This is a genomic window from Oceanimonas sp. GK1 (assembly GCF_000243075.1).
Lineage (GTDB): Bacteria > Pseudomonadota > Gammaproteobacteria > Enterobacterales > Aeromonadaceae > Oceanimonas.
Genome location: NC_016745.1, coordinates 1,326,009 through 1,347,842 on the forward strand (window position 1 = coordinate 1,326,009; position 21,834 = coordinate 1,347,842).

Annotated in this window: 11 protein-coding genes and 6 tRNA genes; 5 read left to right on the forward strand and 12 right to left on the reverse strand. The window is 62.7% G+C overall.

Annotation, left to right across the window (positions count from 1 at the left end):
• Nucleotide 1 precedes the first annotated feature (1 nt).
• The 4 genes from GU3_RS06415 to GU3_RS06430 all read left to right on the forward strand — a co-directional run bounded on the left by GU3_RS06415 (nt 2) and on the right by GU3_RS06430 (nt 12,823).
• The gene (locus GU3_RS06415; protein WP_014291715.1) at nt 2-742 is read left to right on the forward strand and encodes an efflux RND transporter periplasmic adaptor subunit; all 741 of its coding nucleotides are present in this window, start codon (nt 2-4) and stop codon (nt 740-742) included.
• A 69-nt stretch (nt 743-811) separates the two neighbouring features.
• The gene (locus tag GU3_RS06420) at nt 812-9,352 is read left to right on the forward strand and encodes a VCBS domain-containing protein (protein ID WP_014291716.1); all 8,541 of its coding nucleotides are present in this window, start codon (nt 812-814) and stop codon (nt 9,350-9,352) included.
• A 3-nt stretch (nt 9,353-9,355) separates the two neighbouring features.
• Nucleotides 9,356-10,702 (forward strand): efflux RND transporter periplasmic adaptor subunit, encoded by a 1,347-nt coding sequence (locus tag GU3_RS06425; protein WP_014291717.1) that lies wholly within the window; start codon nt 9,356-9,358, stop codon nt 10,700-10,702.
• A 3-nt stretch (nt 10,703-10,705) separates the two neighbouring features.
• On the forward strand, nt 10,706-12,823 hold the full coding sequence (locus GU3_RS06430; protein WP_014291718.1) for an efflux RND transporter periplasmic adaptor subunit: 2,118 nt from the start codon (nt 10,706-10,708) through the stop codon (nt 12,821-12,823).
• A 38-nt stretch (nt 12,824-12,861) separates the two neighbouring features.
• On the opposite strand, the gene lnt is transcribed toward GU3_RS06430, so the two are convergent.
• The 5 genes from lnt to miaB all read right to left on the reverse strand — a co-directional run bounded on the left by lnt (nt 12,862) and on the right by miaB (nt 18,290).
• Nucleotides 12,862-14,379 (reverse strand): apolipoprotein N-acyltransferase, encoded by a 1,518-nt coding sequence (lnt, locus tag GU3_RS06435; protein ID WP_014291719.1) that lies wholly within the window; start codon nt 14,377-14,379, stop codon nt 12,862-12,864.
• Nucleotides 14,380-15,261, reverse strand: coding sequence for a CNNM family magnesium/cobalt transport protein CorC (corC, locus tag GU3_RS06440; RefSeq protein WP_014291720.1), 882 nt, complete (start codon nt 15,259-15,261; stop codon nt 14,380-14,382).
• 3 nt (nt 15,262-15,264) lie between these two features.
• A complete protein-coding gene (gene ybeY / locus GU3_RS06445) occupies nt 15,265-15,732 on the reverse strand; it encodes an rRNA maturation RNase YbeY (protein ID WP_014291721.1) in 468 nt (155 codons plus the stop codon).
• A complete protein-coding gene (locus tag GU3_RS06450; RefSeq protein ID WP_014291722.1) occupies nt 15,729-16,772 on the reverse strand; it encodes a PhoH family protein in 1,044 nt (347 codons plus the stop codon). The genes ybeY and GU3_RS06450 overlap by 4 nt, the downstream gene beginning before the upstream one ends.
• Nucleotides 16,773-16,859: 87 nt before the next feature.
• Nucleotides 16,860-18,290 (reverse strand): tRNA (N6-isopentenyl adenosine(37)-C2)-methylthiotransferase MiaB, encoded by a 1,431-nt coding sequence (gene miaB / locus GU3_RS06455; protein WP_014291723.1) that lies wholly within the window; start codon nt 18,288-18,290, stop codon nt 16,860-16,862.
• 173 nt (nt 18,291-18,463) lie between these two features.
• Here miaB and GU3_RS06460 point away from each other — a divergent pair, with 173 nt between their 5' ends.
• Nucleotides 18,464-19,633 carry an FAD-dependent monooxygenase gene (locus GU3_RS06460; RefSeq protein WP_014291724.1) on the forward strand — a complete coding sequence of 390 codons (1,170 nt, stop codon included), beginning with the start codon at nt 18,464-18,466 and terminating at the stop codon, nt 19,631-19,633.
• Between the two features lie 124 nt (nt 19,634-19,757).
• Here GU3_RS06460 and GU3_RS06465 read toward each other — a convergent pair.
• The 7 genes from GU3_RS06465 to ychF form a co-directional block, all read right to left on the reverse strand.
• Nucleotides 19,758-19,832 (reverse strand) — tRNA-Gln (locus GU3_RS06465).
• A 9-nt stretch (nt 19,833-19,841) separates the two neighbouring features.
• Nucleotides 19,842-19,926: transfer RNA gene (locus tag GU3_RS06470), tRNA-Leu, on the reverse strand.
• 7 nt (nt 19,927-19,933) lie between these two features.
• Nucleotides 19,934-20,010 (reverse strand) — tRNA-Met (locus GU3_RS06475).
• A gap of 136 nt (nt 20,011-20,146) precedes the next feature.
• A tRNA-Gln gene (locus GU3_RS06480) sits at nt 20,147-20,221 on the reverse strand.
• Between the two features lie 121 nt (nt 20,222-20,342).
• Nucleotides 20,343-20,417: transfer RNA gene (locus tag GU3_RS06485), tRNA-Gln, on the reverse strand.
• A gap of 4 nt (nt 20,418-20,421) precedes the next feature.
• A tRNA-Met gene (locus tag GU3_RS06490) sits at nt 20,422-20,498 on the reverse strand.
• A gap of 228 nt (nt 20,499-20,726) precedes the next feature.
• Nucleotides 20,727-21,818 carry a redox-regulated ATPase YchF gene (gene ychF / locus GU3_RS06495; protein WP_014291725.1) on the reverse strand — a complete coding sequence of 364 codons (1,092 nt, stop codon included), beginning with the start codon at nt 21,816-21,818 and terminating at the stop codon, nt 20,727-20,729.
• Nucleotides 21,819-21,834 lie beyond the last annotated feature (16 nt).

Below are 21,834 nucleotides of genomic sequence, written 5' to 3' on the forward strand. Positions count from 1 at the left end.
GGTGGGCAAGCTGGTTGGTTGCAAGGGGCTGCTGCTGGCGGCCCTGCTGTTGCCGGCGTGGTCCGGCCATGCCGAGGAATACAAGGCGCGGGCGGTGATCAAGGCGCTGGACAGGGCCGTGCTCTCGGGAGAGCTGGCGGCCCGGGTCAATCAGCTGCCCAAACGCGTGGGGGACAGCTTTCGTGAAGGAGAGCTGTTGATCGGGCTCGATTGCAGCCTGTATGAAGCCCAGGCCGCCAAGGTGGCCGCCGAAAACAAGGCGGCCAGAGTCAAGCTGGACAACGCCCGCCAGCTGAACGAACTGCGCTCCATCGGCAGCCTGGATGTGGCCCTGGCCCAGTCGGAATATGCCCAGACCCAGGCCGAACTGCGCATCGCCCGGCTGAACACCGAACGCTGCAGCATCAAGGCGCCCTATGCCGGCAAGGTGGTGACGGTGCTGGTCAACCGCCATGAAAACATTCGCCAGCAGCAGGAGTTGCTGGAGATAGTGGCCGATCAACGCCTGGAAGCCGAGGTGGTGGTGCCCGCCACCTGGCTGACCTGGTTACAGCCCGAGCTGCCGCTGACCCTGGCGCTTGATGAAACCGGGGCCAGGGTCGAGGCAACCCTGGCCGCCATCAGCCCGGCCATTGATCCGGTTAGCCAGACCCTGCTGCTGCGGGCCCGGCTCGCGCAGCCTTCGGGCATGATGCCGGGCATGAGTGCCACCGCTTATTTCACCCGTGCCGGCGGCCAATAACGCCAGGTTGTTTTTCAAGGATGGGCAGGCCATGAACCTGTCCGTTTTTACCCATCAGGGACCGATGCCATGAACACGCCCAATAATGCCAAGCACTTACTCGGATTTCGTCGTAAACCGCTGATCACCGCCCTTGAGCCCCGCATCCTGCTCGACGGGGCGGCGGTGGCCACCGCCGTGGAGATGGTGACGGATGTCGACCACCAGGATGCGGCCAGCCACAGCACCGCGCCCGAGCAGTCGGTGCACTTTACCGCCCTGGCGCCAACCCAGGTGAGAGGAGCGGATCCGGCCCTGAACCAGGGCCGCAAGGAAGTGGCCTTTGTCGACACCGGGGTGGAAGACTACCAGACGCTGGTGGACGGCATTGGCGCCGGCATCGAGGTGCGGTTGCTCGACGCCGGCCAGGATGGGCTGGCGCAGCTGGCGGTATGGGCGCAACAAAATGAGGGTTACGACGCCATTCACCTGATGAGCCATGGCGATGAAGGTCAGGTGCAACTGGGCAGCCTGACCCTGAATGGCACCGAGGCCGAAAACCGCGCCGGCGAGCTGGGCATACTGGGCCGAGCCCTGAACCAGGATGGGGATCTGCTGCTGTATGGCTGTGACGTGGCCGGCGGCGAGGGCCAGGCCTTTGTGGAGCGGCTTGCTGAGCTCACCGGCGCCGACGTGGCGGCCTCGGATGACCTGACCGGCGCCGCCACCCTCGGCGGCGACTGGGAGCTGGAAGTGAACCGGGGCACCATCGACACGGATGATGACGGCATCTCGGCCGAGGCCATGGCGGCCTTTTCCCATACCCTGGCCGAACCCACGATCAAGAATGACTCAACATGGGTTATGGAGACGAACGGTAATGATGCTGTGGGGCAGTCCTTTACCGTTACCGAGAGTGGGCGGCTGACCAAGATTGGTATTGCCCATTCTCTTAACGGCGTTACGCAGCTACAAAATACTTCAACCTTGACGATTTACAAGGAGGAAGGTCTAGGCGGTGAAATAGTTCATGAACAGACCGGAATTGATCTTAAAAGCGTCGGTACCGTGAATGGCGACAATAGTTACACCCTTTATGAGATCGAGATTAACTACAACGGAGTACTTGAAGCGGGGTCGTATACCTTTGAATTCTCCAATCCCGAATCCTATAGCCTGGTCATAGCTCAAGGAGGTTATGGCGGTGGGCTGCTTTATTATAACGGGACGCCTTTTTCAGATTTTGATCTTGCCTTCAGTGTCACCATCGAAACGGCTCCGGCCAATGCCGCGCCGGCCTTTGAATCGTCCCTGGGCGACGGCAGCGAGACTGTTCAGCTGGACGAAAACAGCGCCAACGGCACCACCGTATTTGACGTTGATGCCAATAACGGCGATGGCGGTGCCACCGACAGCGGCCTGACCTACAGCATTGTGTCCGGCAATACCGACGGTGACCGGGACGGCAACCTGCCCTTTAACATTGACGCCACCACCGGGGTGATCACCGTCAACGACACCGCCGATCTGGACTTTGAAGACGGCACCGCCAGCTACACCCTGACGGTGCGGGCCGATGACGGCGGTGGCAGTAACAATACCGCCGATGCCACCGTTACCATCACCCTGCAGAACAGCGGCACCGGCGATGCCGTCGACTACGAGTCGGTCAGCAACAACGATGATAGCTTCGTCTCGTCCGGCCAGTCTTTTACCCTCACCGGCAACATGGTGGGGCAGAAACTCACCAACTATGGCTCGAGTATTCCCGGTGAAAATGGCAACTCCGATGCCTATATGGACTCTGTTTTTAGCCAGGATCGCACCGGTAATATTGGCGGTATCAGTGCCCCGGACGGCTATACCTTTCGCGCCAATATGTTTGATGTCTGGCCCTCGAGCAACGGCGGCGGTGCCGTCATGGCGGCGGGGCAGTCCATTACCGTCGTGGGCTTGCGTAACGGCCAGCAGGTGGTCTCGGCCACCGTCACCAGTTTTGCCTATGGCCAGGATCCCATCGCTCAGGGCGGTGCCTGGCAGCGCATTGATCTCACCGGCACCGACTTTTTGACCACCGACATCGACACCGTCGAATTTGTCATCGGCGGCTCGATGAATTACCTGGCGGTGGACAACTTTGTTTACGACCACCTGGTGTTGGCCAACGACGCCCCCGTGCTTGGCAACCTGGATGGCGACGCCGTGGCCTGGCCCGGTGCGGGCAATACCGTGAGCCTGGATGCTGGCAGCGATTTGACCGTGACCGACACCGAGCTGGGTGCGCTCAACGGCGGCCTAGGCGACTGGTCCGGCGCCAGCCTGACGGTGCAACGTGCGGGCGGCGGCCTGGTGAACGACGTGCTGGGCTTCGAGACTGCCGGTGCCAGCTTCACTGTCTCCGGCGACGCGCTGCAGTCCGGCGGCCAGACCTTCGCCACCTTTACCAACAGCAATGGCGTGCTCACCGTCAGTTTCACCGGCAGCGGCACCACTGCCACCACGGCCCTGGTGCAGGAGGTGCTGCAAAGCCTCAACTACCGCAATGACACTCCCTATGGCGATGCCACCCTGAGCGTTAGTCTGAGTGACGGCACCAGCGCCACCAGCGCCGAGGTCACCGTCGCCAGCGATACCATCTACGTGGATCAGCTGGCCGACGACGGCGATGGCGACACCGGCGACGGCTTCTCCCTGCGCGAGGCCGTGGCTCAGTCCGCCAGTCAGGACGGTGCTCAGACCCTGGTGTTCGGCTCAAGCCTGGCCGGCCAGACCCTGATCCTGGACTCAAGCCTGGCGCTGAGCGAGAGCCTGACCCTGGATGCCGATGCGGCCCCCGGCCTGATCATCGGCGGCAGCGGCATCACCCTGGTGTCCGGGGTTAGCCTTTCCATCGGCAACGGCGCGGGCGACGGCCTAACGGTCAACAGCGCCATTGCCGGCGCCGGTGCCCTGGTCAAGACCGGGACCGGCACCCTGACCCTGGGCGGCAGCAACGCCTACAGTGGCGGCACGACGGTCGAGGCCGGCACTCTGGCCGGCACCACCACCAGCCTGCAGGGGGACATCACCAACAACGCCACCCTGACATTCGACCAGAGCGCCAACGGTACCTATACCGGCGTTATCGGCGGCAGCGGTGCCCTGGTCAAGGCCGGCGCCGGCACCCTGACCCTCAGCGGGACCAACGGCTACAGCGGCACCACCACGGTCACGGCGGGTCGCCTGGCCATTACCTCGGATGCCAACCTCGGCAGCGGTGCCCTGACCCTGGACGGCGGCACCCTCAGCAACGGCAATGCCACCTTCACCCTCAGTAGGGATATTACCCTGGGGGCCGCGGGGGGCAGCGTCTTCGTCGTCAATGGTGACCTGACCCTGTCCGGCGTCATTTCCGGCAGCGGCTCGCTGACCAAGCTCGGTGGGCGGACCCTGACGCTGTCGGGCACCAATACCTACGGCGGCACCACTAACGTCTCGGCGGGCACCCTGTCGGTGGTGGGCGACGCCAACCTGGGCTCCGGCAGCCTGACGCTGTCGGGCGGCACCCTGGCGGTCACCGCCAACGGCACCATTGACAATGCCATCAATCTGGGCGTCGGCGGCGGCACGTTCTCCGCTGACAACATAATTACCCTGTCGGGGGTGATTTCCGGCACCGGCAGCCTGACCAAGACCGGCGGCTCCTGGCTCAGCCTGTACGGCAACAATAGCTATAGCGGCGACACCCACATCAACAGCGGCGGCGTTGGCGTCTATCACAACAATGCCCTGGGTGCCACATCCGGCCGCACCACGGTCGCCGATGGCGCGGCGCTGTCGCTGGGGAACAACATCACCCTGGCCGAGGACTTGACCCTCGCCGGCGCCCCCGGTTTCACCGGCGGAGGGGCACTCAGCTTGAGCGGCAGTGGTGATGCCACCCTCACCGGCGATATCACGCTGTCGGGGGATGCGGGCATTCGGGTGGCGCAATCCGGATCCCAATTGACCCTGAGCGGCACCATCAGCGGCGACCATGCCCTGACCACAACGGGTAATGGCACCCTGGAACTGAGCGGCGGCAACAGCTACAGCGGCGCCACCACCGTCTCCGCCGGTACTCTGCTGCTCAACGGCAGCCTGAACAACACCAGCGGTGTGACCGTGAATGCGGGCGCCATCCTGGCCGGCGGCGGCGATGGCGCGAGCACCGGCATCATCAACGGTGGCCTGACCGTCAACGGCACCCTGTCACCGGGCGCCGCGGCGGGGGACACCGCCATACTGGTGGTAAACGGCAACCTGGCCTTTGGCGCCACCGGCAGCCTGGTGGCGGATATCAAGGGCACCAGCCTGGGGGATGAGTACGATATTCTTTCCGTCCATGGCGGCGTGACCATCGACTCGGGCGCGACCCTGTCGGTCACCCATGATTACACGCCGGGTAACGGCGACAGTTATCGGCTGATCACCAATGACGGCAGCGACGCCATCAGCGGCACTTTCGCCGGCCTGGCGGAAGGGGGTACCCTCAGCGCCGGCGGCAACAGTACCGTATTGACCGCCTATTACGGCGCCACCGACGGCGGCGCTACCAGTGGCGGCAACGAACTGATGCTGCAGGCGCCGGTGAACGCGCCGCCCGCCTTCGGCAACCTCAACGGCGGCGCCACCTTTGTGGAAGGCGGCAGCGCCGTGGTGATCGACGGCGATGTGACCGTGTCGGATACGGAGCTGGATGCCCTGGCCGGCGGCAATGGTAATTACGACGGTGCCACCGTCACCCTGTCTCGTCAGGGAGGCACCAGTGCCGACGATCAGTTCGGCAACGCCGGCCTGCTGGGCGCGCTGACTCAAGGCCAGAGCTTCACCTACAACGGCGTAACCCTGGGCACGGTCACCACCCTTTCGGACGGCCTGCTCACGCTCACCTTTAACGGCAACGCCACCTCGGCCATGGTCGATGGGGTGCTGCAGTCCCTCACCTATGCCAACGGAGCCGAGGATCCGCCTGTTTCCGTTACCCTGGACTGGACCTTCAGCGACGGCGCCGCCAACAGCGCCGGCAGCAACCAGACCCTGGTCAACATCACGCCGGTTAACGATGCGCCGACCCTGAGCGCCACACCGGCCAACCCCACCTTCACCGAAGGCGGCTCGGCGGTGAACGTCTTCGATACGACCACCTTCAGCACGGTGGAAGCCGGTCAGAACATTACCGAGGTGACGCTGACGCTCACCAACCTGGCGGACGGCGCCCACGAAAAACTGGTTATCGACGATACCCAGGTGACCCTGACCGGCGGCACCAGCGGCACCTCGACCGGCGGCAATGCGGTCGGCTATGCGGTGTCGGTGAGCGGCACCACGGCCACCATTACCCTGACGGGGAATCGAGAGGCCGCCATCTGGTCGCTCTATGGCCCTACTGTGGCCTACCTGAACACCAGTGAGGACCCCACCGCCGGCGAGCGGGTGGCGACCATCACCTCGTTCAAGGACAGCGGTGGTGAGGCCAACGGCGGTGTCGACACGGCGGTGACGGCGGCGAGCTCCACCATCACCCTGGTGGCGGTCAACGATGCGCCGACCCTGACGGCCACCCCGAAAAACCCCACTTACACCGAGAATGGTGCTGCGGTGACCCTGTTCGACAACGTTAACGCGACGGCGGTGGAAAGCGAGCAGCACCTGAGCGGCCTGGTGCTGACCGCCAGCAACCTGAGCGACGGCGCGGCAGAGCGGTTCGGGGTCGACGGCAGCAGCATCACCCTGACCGACGGGGTCAGTGGTACCACCAGCGGCAATGGCCTGAGCTATTCGGTGGCGGTAAGCGGCGGCACTGCGACAGTGACGCTGAGCGGCGGCAATCTGTCGGCCGAGGGGCTGGAAGCCCTGATCGAGGGCATGACTTACCTTAATAGCAGCGAGGATCCGGGCACGGCCGACCGTGTGGTCACCCTCACCAGCCTGAGCGATGACGGCGGCGTGGCCGATGGCGGGGTGAACACCGCCTCCCTGTCCCTGGCATCGACGGTCACAGTAGTAGCGGTGAACGACGCCCCGGTGGCGGTGGATGACAGCGCCGCTGCGGTGGAAGCGGGCGGCATCGCCAACGGCACCGCGGGCAGCAGCGCCAGTGGCAATGTGCTGAGCGACGACACCGATGTGGATGGCGACGACAGCAAAACCGTGACCACCATTCGCACTGGTGCTGAGAGCGGCTCCGGCATCGGCGGTACCGTCGGCCAGTCGCTGGCAGGCCGGTACGGCAGCCTGATCCTGAATGCTAACGGCAGCTACAGCTATGTGGTGGATGACAATAACGCCGAGGTACAGGCGCTGCGTGTCAGCGGCCAGACCCTGACCGACAGCTTCAGCTATACGGTGACCGATACCGGTGGCCTGACCGACAACGCCACCCTGACCATCACCATTGAGGGTAGTAACGACGCCCCGGTGGCAGTGGATGACAGTGCCACTGCGGTGGAAGCGGGCGGCACCGCCAACGGCACCGCGGGCAGCGATGCCAGCGGCAACGTGTTGAGCAACGACAGCGATGCGGATGGTGCCGCCAATGGTGAGACGCAGACCGTCACCGCCATTCGCACCGGTGCCGAGGGTGGTTCCGGCACCAGCGGTACCGTCGGCCAAGTGCTGGCGGGCCAGTACGGCAGCCTGACGCTGAACGCCGACGGCACCTACAGCTATGTCATCGACGAGAGCAATGCGGCGGTGCAGGCGCTGCGCCAGAGCGGCCAGACCCTGACCGACGTCTTCACCTATACCCTGAGCGACACCGCCGGCCTGACCGACAGCGCCACCCTGACCATCACCATCGAGGGCAGTAACGACGCCCCGGTGGCGGTGAATGACAGCGCCGCTGCGGTGGAAGCGGGCGGCATTGCCAACGGCACCGCCGGCAGTGGCGCCAGCGGCAATGTGCTGAGCAACGACACCGATGTGGATGGCGACGACAGCAAAACCGTCACCGCCATTCGCACCGGCGCCGAGGGGGGCTCTGGCATCAGCGGTACTGTGGGTACTGTGCTGGCGGGTCAGTACGGCAGCCTGATCCTGAATGCTAACGGCAACTACAGCTATGTGGTGGATGAAAGCAACGCCGCGGTGCAGGCGCTGCGTGTCAGCGGCCAGACCCTGACCGACAGCTTCAGCTATACGGTGACCGATACCGGTGGCCAGAGTGACAGTGCCACCCTGACCATCACCATTGACGGTCGCAACGACGCCCCGGTGGCGGTGAATGACAGCGCCACCGCGGTGGAAGCGGGCGGCAGCGCCAACGGCACCGCGGGCAGCGAGGCCAGCGGAAACGTACTGAGCAACGACACCGATCTGGACGACGGCGACAGCAAAACCGTCACCGCCATTCGCACCGGCGCCGAGGACGGCAGCGGTACCGGCGGCACCGTCGGCCAGGCGTTGATCGGCCAGTACGGCCGCCTGACCCTGAATGCGGACGGCAATTACAGCTATGTGATTGATGAGAACAATACCGAGGTACAGGCGCTGCGCCAGAGCGGCCAGACCCTGACCGAGGTCTTCACCTATACCCTGAGCGACACCGATGGCCTGACCGACAGCGCCACTCTGACCATCACTATCGACGGTCGCAATGACGCCCCGGTGGCCCAGGGCACTGCCATTGATGAGCAGTGGAATTTTGGGGCGGATTATCGCCGAGATATTTCCACCCTGTTTACCGATGTGGACAGCGCCGCCAATGGGGAAGCACTCGATTTTGTCATTCAGGGGCTGCCCGAGGGGCTGAGCTATCACCCCAGCACCGGGGTGATTGTCGGTAAGCCGGTTGAGTCCGGCAAGTTTGTGATTACCCTGACGGCGGTGGACCAGGCCGGCGCCAGTGTGACTCGCCACTTCCAGCTGGAGGTGTTGGCTCCCCCGAAGGAAGAGCCGGCGAACCGGCCGGTAAACCGGATTGATATGCCTGCGGTCCGGGTAGAAAAAACGCCGGTGGTGGTTGAACTGTCTGCCTTGCCCCAGGGGCTGGTGAACCAGGATTCCGGCGAGCCTTCCGGGGCGGGCTTTGTGGCCCCCGTGGGCCCCGGCGAAAGGGTATTGCTGGCGGAGCCCGGCGCCTTGGTGGTGCAAACCGTGAATGCCGAAGGGCAGACCTCGCTCAGGGCATCGGTGGACGTCAATGTCAACGAGCAGGGGGAGGTGGTGTTCAGCGAGGGGCAGCAACAGGCCCTGGACGCGGTAGCGCTGAGGGTATCCCGTATCGTTTCCGCTGCCGGCAACGAGCTGGTGATCAGCATTGTTGATGGTCAGGGAACACAGGGACAGCGTTACAGTGGCGCCTTGCCCGACGGCACCGAACTGCCAGCCTGGATCAGCGTGGATCCCAAAACCGGTCATGTCCGCCTGCTGGCTCCCGCCGACATCCGTGAGCTGACCCTGCAAATTCAGGCCACCGGCAGCGATGGCCAGGTGCGCATCCTGGAAATCCGGGTAGACGTAGAGGCGCTGCAAGGTGGCCAGCAGGCCGGCACCCCCGAGCCCCTGGCTGCGGCTAGTGGTTTTGTTCCGCTGTCCGAGCAACTGGCCAGCGAGGTGGACGGAATGGAAAGCTATGGCAGCCGGTTGCTGGGCATCTTGAGCACGGTGTAAGGAATGGATGTGAATCAACAGGTTGCCGCCCTGATGGGGCTGGAACAACAATTGCGCAAGGCCGGCAGCCTTGCGCAGCTGTTTTATACCATTGTCAATCAAACGCACCAGTGCGTTGCCTATACCCAGGGCGTGCTGCTGACCGGCGAGCCCGACCGGCTGCAGGTGATGGCGGCGTCCGATATTCCCACGGTGGACTATACCTCGCCGTTTGTGGCCTGGATTGAGCGACTGGAGCGCCATCTGTCACGGCAGGAAAGGGCCGGGCAGTTACTGGCTCTGGAATGCGGCCAGGCCCCCGAGGCTTTGCTGTCCGACTGGCAGGAAATGGCGCCGGCGCATGTGCTTCGTGTCCCGCTTCGGGCGGCGGCACAGGAAGGGCGATTGCTGGGTGTGTTGCTGTTGTTTCGTTCCGAACCCTGGTCCGAACGGGAGCGGGGTGTCATGGAGCACCTGGGGGGCACCATGGGCCACGCCCTGTTTGCCCTGCAGCGCAGAACACCATTCCAGCATGTGCTGCGGCGCCTGCGTACCCGCAGAAACGGGCTGTTGCTGGCACTCCTGTTATTGCTGGTCATGGGGCTGCCGGTACGACTCAGTGCCCTGGCCCCGGTGGAGGTGATTGCCCGGGATCCTCGGGTGATCAGCGCGCCGCTCAATGGGGCCGTCAGGCATCTTGAGGTGGAGCCCAATCAGCCCATACGGCAAGGCGATCCGCTGGTGCAGTTCGAGGATACCGAGCTGGCCAGCGAAGTGGACATTGCTCAGCAGGCGCTGCTGGTGGCCCAGGCCGAGCTGAGAACGGTACAGCAAAGCGGTTTTATGGATCCCACGCAAAAAGCGCGCCTGGCAGAGCTGGAATCAAAAGTCAGGCTTCGGCAGGCCGAGCTTCACCACGCCCGCTCTCGCCTGGATAAAACCATGCTGACGGCGGCCGGCAGCGGCATTGTGGTGGTGGGGGATCCCAACGAATGGAAGGGAAGGCCGGTCAAAATCGGTGAGCGCATCATGCTGCTGGCCGACCCCGAGGTCATTGAGCTGGAGCTGATGCTGGCGGTGAAGGATTCGATTGCCCTGAGGCCCGAGGCCGAAGTCCGAGTGTTTCTCGACAGTGACCCCCTGTCCTCCCTGACAGCCAGGTTGCACCTTGCGGATTACAAGCCCCAGCAGACCCCCGATAACCGCATGGCATATCGGCTGGTGGCGCGGTTGGAGGCCGGGCCGCCGCCGGCGAGCCTGCCGCGCATCGGCACCCGGGGCACGGCAAAGGTCTATGGCGAGCGGGTCAGCTTGTTTTTTTACCTGTTCCGGCGGCCGATCACCAGCGCCCGTCAGTGGCTGGGCTGGTAAGTCATGCAGGAAACCACGGTGTTGCCCGCCCTGCGCCAGGATCTGCGTTTGCTGCCGGGGGCCCCCGACGAGAGTGGGGCGCCCCGCTGGTTGTTATTTGATGCTCTGCGTAACCGGTATTTCACGCTGTCGGCCGAGGCTCTGTATCTGGTCAGGCACTGGCAGGCCGGCCTCGCCGCCGCGCGTTTTTTATCTCAACTGCAAGCCCGCGGCCACGACTACCAGCCCGAAGAGTTAACGGCCTTTATTGAATTTATGGTGGCCAACCACCTGGTCGAGTCGCGCTCCGTGGACGACACTGAACGACTCTATCGGCATTACAGCGCCCGGTTGCTCGGCTTTTGGCGTTGGCTGATACACCACTATCTGTTTATTCGATTGCCCCTGTTCCGGCCGGATCCCTGGCTGGCACGCTGGACGCCCCGGCTGGGCTGGCTGTTTGCCCCTGCCACCCATTACCTGCTGCTCGGGCTCGGCGGTATTGGCCTGATACTGGCCATACGTCAGTGGGACACATTCTGGTCCACTTTTTTGCATTTCTTTACGCTGGAAGGGCTGGCGCTGTACGGAGTGACCCTGGCGATGGTGAAAAGCGCCCATGAGCTGGGGCATGCCTTTGCCGCCAACCGTCTGGGGTGCCGGGTGGCTTCCATGGGGGTGGCTTTGCTGGTGATGTTTCCCGTGCTCTATACCGATACCACCGATGCCTGGCGTCTCAGATCCCGGGCGGCCCGACTGCGGATCGTCACCGCCGGTGTACGCACCGAACTCTATCTTGCCCTGCTGGCCACCTTTCTATGGAACCTGCTGCCCGATGGCCCCTTGCGCAGCGCGGCGTTTTTTGTGGCCACTACCAGCTGGGTGACCTCGGTCCTGGTGAATATCAGCCCGTTTCTGCGTTTTGATGGCTACTATGCTTTTTCCGACTGGCTGGGCATGGAAAACCTGCAATCGCGTGCGTTTGCCTTTGGCCGCTGGCGTCTTCGTCATCTGCTGCTGGGGCTGAATGAGCCCCTTCCCGAGCCGCAGCCACGTGGCCGGGTCAGGCTGCTGGTGGCGTATGCCTGGGCAACCTGGGTATATCGGTTTTTTCTGTTTCTGGGCATTGCCTTGCTGGTCTATCACCTGTTTTTCAAGGTGCTGGGGATCGCCCTGTTTGTCGTGGAAATACTCTGGTTTATTGTACTGCCCATCTGGAGGGAAATCGGCATGTGGTGGAAAAAGCGGGCTGCGTGTTCACTGAGTGCCGGTCGCCTGCTTGGCTGGGGGCTGGCGGTTGGCATACTGCTGCTGGGGCTGGTGCCGTTGCCGGTCAGCGTGCCCGTCCCTGCCATTTTACAGGCCCAGAATGAGCAAACCCTGTTTGCCGCCGAGCCGGCGGTGATCGCCGAGGTGAGTGTACGCCAGGGGGATAGCGTCCGGGCCGGACAACCGCTGTTGCGGCTGGTATCCGAGCAACTGGACTTTGAGCTGCGGCAGGTGGAGGAAGAGCTGCGGCTGGCGCAGCAGTTGCTGGATCGCAGTGGCAGCTCATCCACAGAAAAAGGCAAGCTGGCCGTCTTCAAGCGGCAACGGCAACGCCTGCAGGAGCAGCGCAGCGGCTTGCTGGCGCGTCAGGCCCGGCTCACCATTCGAGCGCCCTTTGATGGCCGCATCACACAAATGGCCCAGTGGCACCCCGGAGTGTGGGTGGGGGCCGATACCGCCCTGCTGGCGGTGACGGATACGGCGCGTCTGCAACTGAAAGGGTATCTGGACGAACGGTACCTTCATTTGATCGGGCCGGGCAGCAAGGGAGTATTTGTCGCCGATCGCCCCGGCGTGAATGCGCTGCCGGTTGAGGTAAACGAGGTGGATATCGGAGCCATATTCTCGCTGCCCGAGGGAGAGCTGAGCTCGGAATACGGTGGTCCCATTGCGGTGCGGCGTGTCGAAGAAGGCCTGTTGGTGCCCGAGCAGGGGCGGTATCGTATCTCCATGACGCTGACCGGTGCCGGTGATGAAGCGGGGAGGAATACCCGCCTGCCCGGCCTGGTCAGGCTGGAAGGGGAGCGGCGCAGCTGGTTATGGCAGCAAGGGCGCAGGGTGATGGCGGTCCTGATCCGGGAAAGCGGCTTCTGACTTCATATCTTGTCAGGTAGCCGCGTTGTCCCTTCGGCTTACTTGAACAGCTGCCGCTCGGCCATGACCAGCTGCGCCGCCGGCTGACGGCAACGGGCGGCAATCAGCAGGCTGAGGGCCAGCACCGCCAGCAGCGGCAGGTTGCCAAAGCGGGCATAGGGGGTCAGCCCGGTCATGCCAATCACCTCGGCGGTCAGTACTCCCTGCTCAAACTGGGGCAGGCTGGCGGCCATACGGCCCTTCTCATCGGTGACCAGGGTCACCCCGTTGTTGGTGGCGCGGATCATCGGCCGGCCCAGCTCCAGGGCGCGCATGCGGGCGATTTGCTGATGTTGCCAGGGGCCGATGGAGCGGCCAAACCAGGTGTCGTTCGATACCGTTAGCAGGTAGTCGGTAGTGGGCTTCATGTTGGCCCGCACCAGCCCGGGAAAGGCCACCTCATAACAGATGGCCACGCTCAGATCCTGGCCAGCGGCGTTAATGTCGGCCTGGCCGGACTCGCCCCGGGAAAAGGATGACATCGGCAGATTGAAAAACGGTGCCAAGGGCCGCAGCCAGTCGCCAAAGGGCACGAATTCGCCGATGGGCACCAGTTGCTGCTTGTAGTAGCGGTTGTCCTGGCCCGGCTGGTACTGGCCGCTGCCCAGGCCCAGCACGGCGTTGTACACCTCGCCCTGTCCCGGGCGTGACACCAGGCCGGTGATGAGGGCCTGACCCCGTTCAAACATCAGCTTGTCGACCTGCTCCAGCCAGGGCGCCAGCTGCTGCTCCGAGGCGGGCAGCGCCGACTCGGGCCAGATCACCACATCGGCATTGAGGGCCGGCCGGGTCAGTGTTAGGTAGCGTTTCAGGCTGAGCTCCAGCTGGCCCGGAATCCATTTCAGCGACTGCTCGATATTGCCCTGGATCAGCGCTACCCGCAGGGCTTGGGTGGGAGAGACCCATTGCAGTTGCTGGCTGGCCATGCCAAGGCCCCACAGCACGCAGGCAAAGGCTGCCGCCCGCCAGCGCAGTTCGGCGCCCAGCCAGTACAGGGCGGCGGCGGAAAAGGTCAGCAGCCAGCTGATGCCCTGCACCCCGAGCATGGGGGCCAGCCCGGCCAGCGGGCCGTCCAGCTGGGAGTAGCCGAACCACAGCCAGGGAAAGCCGGTGAGCATCCAGCCTCGCAGCCAGTCGGCGCCGATCAGCAACACCGGGAGCACCCACAGCAGCCGCGCCTTGGGCGACGCCACCAGGCGGTGGGCCAGCCACAGCGCCAGGCCGGTATAGGCGGCGAGATAGGCGGCCAGCAGGGCCACCAGCACAAAGGCCACCGGCAGCGACAGGCCGCCGAACATCGTCATGCTGTTGTGGATCCACCAAAGACCGGGCAGGTATAACCCTAAGCTCCAGGCAAAGCCGCGGCGGGCAGCCGGGCCGGGGGCACAATGGTGAGTGAAGGCGAACAGCCCGGCCAGCGACACCAGCGCCAGGGGCCAGAAATCAAAGGGGCTGAAGGCCAGAACGCCAAGGGCCCCGCACAGCAGGGCCCCGAACAATGGCAGCAATTTACGCACTTATACCGGCTCCGACGAGGAGGTTTCCTGATTGTCCGGTATCTTAACCTGTAACTGTAGCAGCCGTCGACGGTCGGCATGGGCCACTTTGAATACGAAGCCGCCCAGCTCTACCTGTTCCCCCTTGCCGGGCAGGTGACCAAAGGCATGCATGACCATGCCGCCCACGGTGTCGGCCTCTTCGTCGCTGAAGTCGGTGTTGAAGAAGTCGTTGAAATCCTCGATGTCGGTGAGGGCGGCCACCGAATAGACCCGTTTGCTGATCTGACGGATTTCGGCGCTTTCCTCGGCGTCGTACTCGTCCTCAATGTCGCCGACAATCAGTTCGAGAATGTCTTCGATGGTGACCAGGCCCGACACACCGCCGAACTCGTCCACCACTATGGCCATGTGATAGCGCTCTTCGCGGAACTCCTTGAGCAGCTTGTCGAGGCGCTTGCTCTCGGGCACCACCACCGCCGGGCGCAGCACCTTGTCGATGGAAAAGTCTTCTTCGGTGAGGCCAAAGCCGTAGGGCAGCAGATCCTTGGCCAGCAGTATGCCCTCGATATGATCCTTGTCTTCGTTGACCACCGGAAAGCGGGAGTGGGTAGACTCGATAATCATCGGCAGGAAGCTGGATACCGGCTGGGATTTCTCCACGGTGACCATCTGGGAGCGGGGGATCATGATGTCGCGAACCCGCAGTTCGCTGACTTCCAGCACGCCTTCAATCATGTCCTTGGTGTCCTGATCGATCAGATCCCGTTCACCCGCGTCCATGATCACTTCAACCAGCTCTTCCCGGTTCTTCGGTTCGCCCTGAAACATCTGGCCCAGTCGCTCCAGCCAGTTTTTCTTTGCGGACGAACCGTTGTCTGAGTGTGAATTGTCGTCGCTCACTTGTTAACCTTCGTCGTCGTCTTGATAGGGGTTGTCCATGCCCAGGCCGGCCAGGATCGCAATTTCCCTGGCTTCCATTGCTTCGGCTTCGTCATCCTTAATATGGTCAAAACCGAGCAAATGCAAGCAGCCATGCACCACCATGTGGGCCCAGTGGGCCTGCAGCGGCTTGTTTTGCTCGGCGGCTTCCCGCTCCACCACCTGGCGGCAGATCACCAGATCGCCCAGCAGCGGCAGCGCCACGCCGGGGGGGGCCTCGAACGGAAAGGACAGCACATTGGTGGGGTTGTCTTTGCCGCGGTAGTCCCGGTTCAGCGCCTGGCTTTCGGCCTCGTCCACCAGCCGCACCGTCACTTCGGCCTCATCCCGCTCGCCCTCAAGGGCGGCGGCAAGCCAGCGTTCAACATCCTGCTCGGCGGGCAGGCCGGGCGCCTCATCACAGGCGAGTTGCAGATCCAGCCACAGGGTCATGCGGGGGATTCTCCCTTGGTCTGAGAGGCGTTTTGCTGGCGCTTCTGGGCGTCTTCAAAGGCCTCGTAGGCACGCACGATGCGGGCCACCACCGGGTGGCGCACCACGTCTTCGGCCCGAAAGAAATTAAACGACAGGCCTTCCACTCCGCTCAGCACCTCAATGGCATGACGCAGGCCGGATTTGGCGTTGCGGGGCAGGTCAATCTGGGTGATGTCGCCGGTGATCACCGCCTTGGAATTGAAGCCGATACGGGTGAGGAACATCTTCATCTGCTCCACCGTGGTGTTCTGGCTTTCATCGAGAATGATAAAGGCGTCGTTCAGGGTGCGGCCGCGCATGTAGGCCAGTGGCGCCACTTCGATGACGTTGCGCTCAATCAGCTTTTCCACCCGCTCAAAGCCCAGCATTTCAAACAGGGCGTCGTACAGGGGGCGCAGATAGGGGTCGACCTTCTGGCTCAGATCCCCGGGCAGAAAACCGAGCTTTTCGCCGGCCTCCACCGCCGGGCGGGTCAGCAGAATGCGGCGAATTTCCTGACGCTCCAGGGCATCCACCGCCGCCGCCACCGCCAGGTAGGTCTTGCCGGTGCCTGCCGGGCCGATGCCAAAGGTGATGTCGTGGCTGAGCATGTGCGCCACATAGTGCGCCTGGTTAGGGCTGCGCGGCTTGATCAGCCCCCGCTTGGTCTTGATGGTCACTTCCTTGCCGTAGCGGTAGCCGGCATCGTCTTCGTCGTCCTGCTCCAGTACTCTGGCTTCCTTGATTGCCAGGTGGATCTGTTCCGGCGTGATGTCGGGCACTGGCTGGCCTTTGATCGACTGGGTGTCCACATAGAGACGGGTGAGGATGTCGTTGGCCACTCGGGCCAGGCGCTCGGGGCCGACAATCTGAAAGTGCTGGTTCTGGTGATTGATTTCCACCCCCAGGCGGCGCTCCAGCTGTTTGATGTTGTCGTCAAAGGGGCCGCACAGGCTGGCCAGGCGCTGGCCGTCGGCGGGTTGCAGTTCAAGGTCCAGATGAGTGACGTTGGCTGTCAAGGTAACTCCTGAATATCGGGAATAAGAGAACAGGGATGGGGGAGGAGGACATCCAGTCCCTGTTCCCTGATCCCCATTCCCTGTTTTTTAAGGGGTGAAGGTGGCCACGCCGGTGTCGTCGGGCACGCCGTCGGGGCGGCGGGCCAGAATGCTTTGGGGCGACACCTGGCTGCGCAGATCCATCTCGTCCTCGCCGCGCAGGAATTTGCCCCGCAGGCTGTGGGGCATCACTTCAGTGATCTCCACGTCGGCAAAACCGCCGATAAGATGATGGGGGCCTTCAAAGTTCACCACCCGGTTGTTCTCGGTACGGCCGCGCAGCTCCATGGGGTTCAGCTTGGACGGGCCTTCCACCAGAATGCGCTGGGTGGAGCCGAGCATCTGCCGGCTGATCAATTGCGCCTGGTGGTTGATGGTGTTCTGCAGCCGGTACAGCCGTTCCTTTTTCTCTTCCATCGGAATGTCGTCGGGCAGATCGGCGGCCGGGGTGCCCGGGCGCGGGCTGTAGATAAAGCTGAAGCTCATGTCGAAGCCCACGTCCTCGATGAGTTTCATGGTCTTCTCAAAGTCGTCCGCCTCTTCTCCGGGAAAGCCCACGATAAAGTCGGAGCTGATGGTGATGTCGGGGCGGGCGGCACGCAGCCGGCGGATCTTGGACTTGTACTCGAGGGCCGTGTGCGGACGTTTCATCAGGGTGAGAATGCGATCCGATCCGCTCTGTACCGGCAGGTGCAGGAAGCTGACCACCTCGGGAGTGTCTTTATACACCTCGATGATGTCGTCGGTGAACTCGATGGGATGGCTGGTGGTGTAGCGAATGCGGTCGATGCCGTCGATGGCGGCCACCAGCCGCAGCAGCTCGGCAAAGGTGCAAATGTCGCCGTCATGGGTCTCACCCCGGTAGGCGTTGACGTTCTGGCCCAGCAGGTTCACCTCGCGCACGCCCTGCTCGGCGAGCTGGGCGATTTCATAGAGCACGTCGTCCAGCGGGCGGCTCACTTCCTCGCCCCGGGTGTAGGGCACCACGCAGAAGGAGCAGTATTTGGAGCAGCCTTCCATGATGGAGACAAAGGCGGTGGCGCCTTCGGCTTTCGGCTCGGGCAGGTTGTCGAATTTCTCGATCTCGGGGAAAGCCACGTCCACCTGGGCACCGCGGCCTTCCAGCACCGACTTGATCATGGCCGGCAGCCGGTGCAGGGTCTGCGGACCGAACACGATATCGACAAAGGGCGCGCGGGAACGAATGGCATCCCCTTCCTGGGACGCCACGCAGCCGCCCACGCCGATCACCAGCTTGGGGTTGGCTTCCTTGAGCGGACGCCAGCGCCCGAGCTGATGAAAGACCTTCTCCTGGGCCTTCTCGCGAATGGAGCAGGTGTTGAGCAGCAGCACGTCGGCCTGCTCGGCGTCCTCGGTGAGCTGGTAGCCGTGGCTGGCGTCCAGCAGATCGGCCATCTTGGATGAATCGTATTCGTTCATCTGACAGCCCCAGGTCTTGATATGAAGTTTTTTGCTCATGGCGCTCTTGAATTACTGCAAAGGGTCATGCGTTTTGGACCGGGCATTCTACTCTTTTCTCCCGGTAGTGGCCAGATAATATCCAGCCGCAAAAGGGCCTGGCGTGGGTAAATTGGCCCCGGCGAAATCAGGGAAATTGGGGTAGAATGGCCGAAAAATCCGGAGGTTGGACAATGCAACAGTGCGATATCGCCATTATCGGCGGCGGCATGGTGGGCGCCCTGGCGGCGGCCCTGCTGGCGCCGAGTGGGCTCGACATTCAGCTGCTGGAAAGCCGGCAGCCACAGGAATTCTCGCCCACCGAGCCCCACGACTTGCGCATTTCTTCCATCAGTGCCGCCTCGGTCCGCTTGCTACAGCAGGCGGGGGCCTGGGACGCCATCACGGCCATGCGTGCCTGGCCCTATCAGCGGCTGGAGGCCAGTGAGTGGCAGGGGTTTGCCACTCGCTTCAGCGCCGCCGAGCTGGATTGCGAGTACCTGGGCTATATGCTGGAGAACCGGGTGATCCAGCTCGGCCTGTGGCAGGCGCTGGCCCAGTGGCACAACGTCATCCTGCGCTGTCCGAGTGAGCTGGACTCTCTTGAGCAACACGAGCAGGGCGCCCTGCTGACCCTGAGCGATGGCAGCCAGTTGCAGGCGCGGCTGGTGCTGGCCTGCGATGGTGCCGAATCCCGGCTGCGCCAGCTGGCCGGCATTGGGGTGACCGCCTGGGATTATGCCCAGCAGTGCATGCTGATCAGCGTGGCAGGGGATGAACTGGAGCAGGACATTACCTGGCAGCAGTTCTGTGCCTCCGGCCCCCGGGCGCTGTTGCCGCTTGGGCACGGCAAGGGTTCATTGGTGTGGTATGACCGCAAGGCGCGTATCGAACAGCTGGCGGCCATGAGCAACGAGGCCCTGGCGTTGGAAGTGGCAAGGCAGTTTCCGGCCCGCCTGGGGCCGGTGCGCGTGCTGGGCAAGGGACACTTTGCCCTGCGCCGTCGCCATGCCAACCAGTATGTAAAGGGCGCTGTGGTGCTGCTGGGCGATGCGGCCCATACCATCAATCCGCTGGCGGGGCAGGGGGTGAACCTGGGCTTCAAGGACGTGGCGGTGCTCAGCGAACTGATCCATCAGGCGGTGGAACGGGGTGAGGACATTGCCGCGCCCGCGTTGCTCAAGCGCTTTGAATGCCGCCGCCGGCCCGACAACCTGCTGATGCAGGGCGCCATGGATGTGTTTTACCAGGCCTTCAGCAACGAGGTGGCGCCGCTGAAGCTGCTGCGCAACCTCGGCCTCAAGGTCGCCGAGCACAGCGGCCCGCTGAAAAAGCAGGTGATGAAATACGCCATGGGGCTGTAACTGCGGAAGATCAGGGAATGGGGAATAGGGACTGGCACGAATCCCTAATCCCTAATCCCTAATCCCTAATCCCTAATCCCTGGAAAGAAAAAAGCCGACCCAATGGTCGGCTTTTTTCTTGATATGGCTGGGGTACCAGGATTCGAACCTGGGAATGGCGAGATCAAAACCCGCTGCCTTACCGCTTGGCGATACCCCAATTTTTTAATGGTGCGGGAGGCGAGACTTGAACTCGCACACCTTGCGGCGCCAGAACCTAAATCTGGTGCGTCTACCAATTTCGCCACTCCCGCTAAAGAGTGGTGGCTATGGCGGGATTCGAACCTGCGACCCCATCATTATGAGTGATGTGCTCTAACCAACTGAGCTACATAGCCACATAAAGCATTGAGTCGCCTCAATGTTCAGACCCGTTATATTAACGCGCCTTGGTTAAATGGCTGAAGTTGCAGTTCGTGCCTGGGCATGAATGCCGAGATCAAAACCCGCGTTGCCTTCAACATTTCTTGAAAATGGCTGGGGTACCAGGATTCGAACCTGGGAATGGCGAGATCAAAACCCGCTGCCTTACCGCTTGGCGATACCCCAACAGCTGCGCCCGTATCTTTTAACACATACCAGCACATTTGAAAATGACCGAAGCTGCAGTCCGTGCCTGGGCACTGATGCCGGGAGCAAAACCCGTCTTGTCTTCAACCTTTTCTGAAAATGGCTGGGGTACCAGGATTCGAACCTGGGAATGGCGAGATCAAAACCCGCTGCCTTACCGCTTGGCGATACCCCAGCAATGGTGGCTATGGCGGGATTCGAACCTGCGACCCCATCATTATGAGTGATGTGCTCTAACCAACTGAGCTACATAGCCACTGCTTGTTGATGACCTTCCGTCACCGAACGGGGCGCATTATGCGTATCCGGACCGACAGCGTCAACCGTTTTTCCGTAAAAAGTTGGGCCGCTTTGGCTGTTTGGCCACAAAATCGGCACGGTGATGAAGGGCTGGTCAGTCAGACCGATTTTTTGTGCAAAAACAACGGGAGAAACAAAAAAGCCGGGAACATGCCCGGCCTTTGAAAGAGAGGATGGTGGGGGATCAGACGTTGAACAGGAAGTTCATGACGTCGCCGTCCTTCACGATGTAGTCCTTGCCCTCGGAGCGCATCTTGCCCGCTTCCTTGGCACCCTGTTCGCCCTTGTAGGTGATGTAGTCGTCAAAGGCGATGGTCTGGGCGCGAATAAAGCCCTTTTCAAAGTCGGTGTGGATCTTGCCGGCGGCCTGGGGGGCGGTGGCGCCCACGGGAATGGTCCAGGCACGCACTTCCTTCACCCCGGCGGTGAAGTAGGTCTGCAGGTTGAGCAACTGGTAACCGGCGCGGATCACCCGGTTCAGGCCCGGCTCTTCCAGACCCATGTCGGCCATGAACTCGGCGGCTTCTTCCGCATCCAGCTCGGCAATTTCCGACTCCATGGCGGCGCACACCGGTACCACGATGGCGTTTTCGGCGGCGGCAATGGCTTCCACTTCGGCCAGGAAGGGGTTGTCCTCAAAGCCGTCGTCGTTGACGTTGGCAATGTACATGGTCGGCTTGATGGTGAGGAAGTTCAGGTAGGCGATGGCCTCCTGCTCTTCCTTGGTCAGCTCGACACTGCGCAGCACCTTGGCTTCTTCCAGCACCGGCAGCAGCTTTTCCAGCACGGTGATTTCGAACTTGGCGTCCTTGTCGCCCCCCTTGGCCTTTTTGGCGTTGCGCTGAATGGCGCGCTCACAGGTGTCCAGATCCGCCAGCGCCAGCTCGGTGTTGATCACCTCGATGTCGTGCTTGGGAGACACCTTGCCCGCCACGTGGACGATGTTGTCGTTCTCAAAGCAGCGCACCACGTGACCGATGGCGTCGGTCTCGCGAATGTTGGCCAGGAACTTGTTGCCCAGGCCTTCGCCCTTGGAAGCGCCCGCCACCAGGCCGGCGATGTCCACGAATTCCATGGTGGTGGGCAGGATGCGCTGGGGCTTGACGATCTCGGCCAGGGCCTGGAGACGCTGATCCGGTACCGGCACCACACCGGTGTTCGGCTCAATGGTGCAGAAGGGGAAGTTGGCGGCTTCGATACCGGCCTTGGTCAGCGCGTTGAACAGGGTGGATTTGCCCACGTTGGGCAGACCCACAATACCGCATTTAAAACCCATGATGGTTATCCTGAAA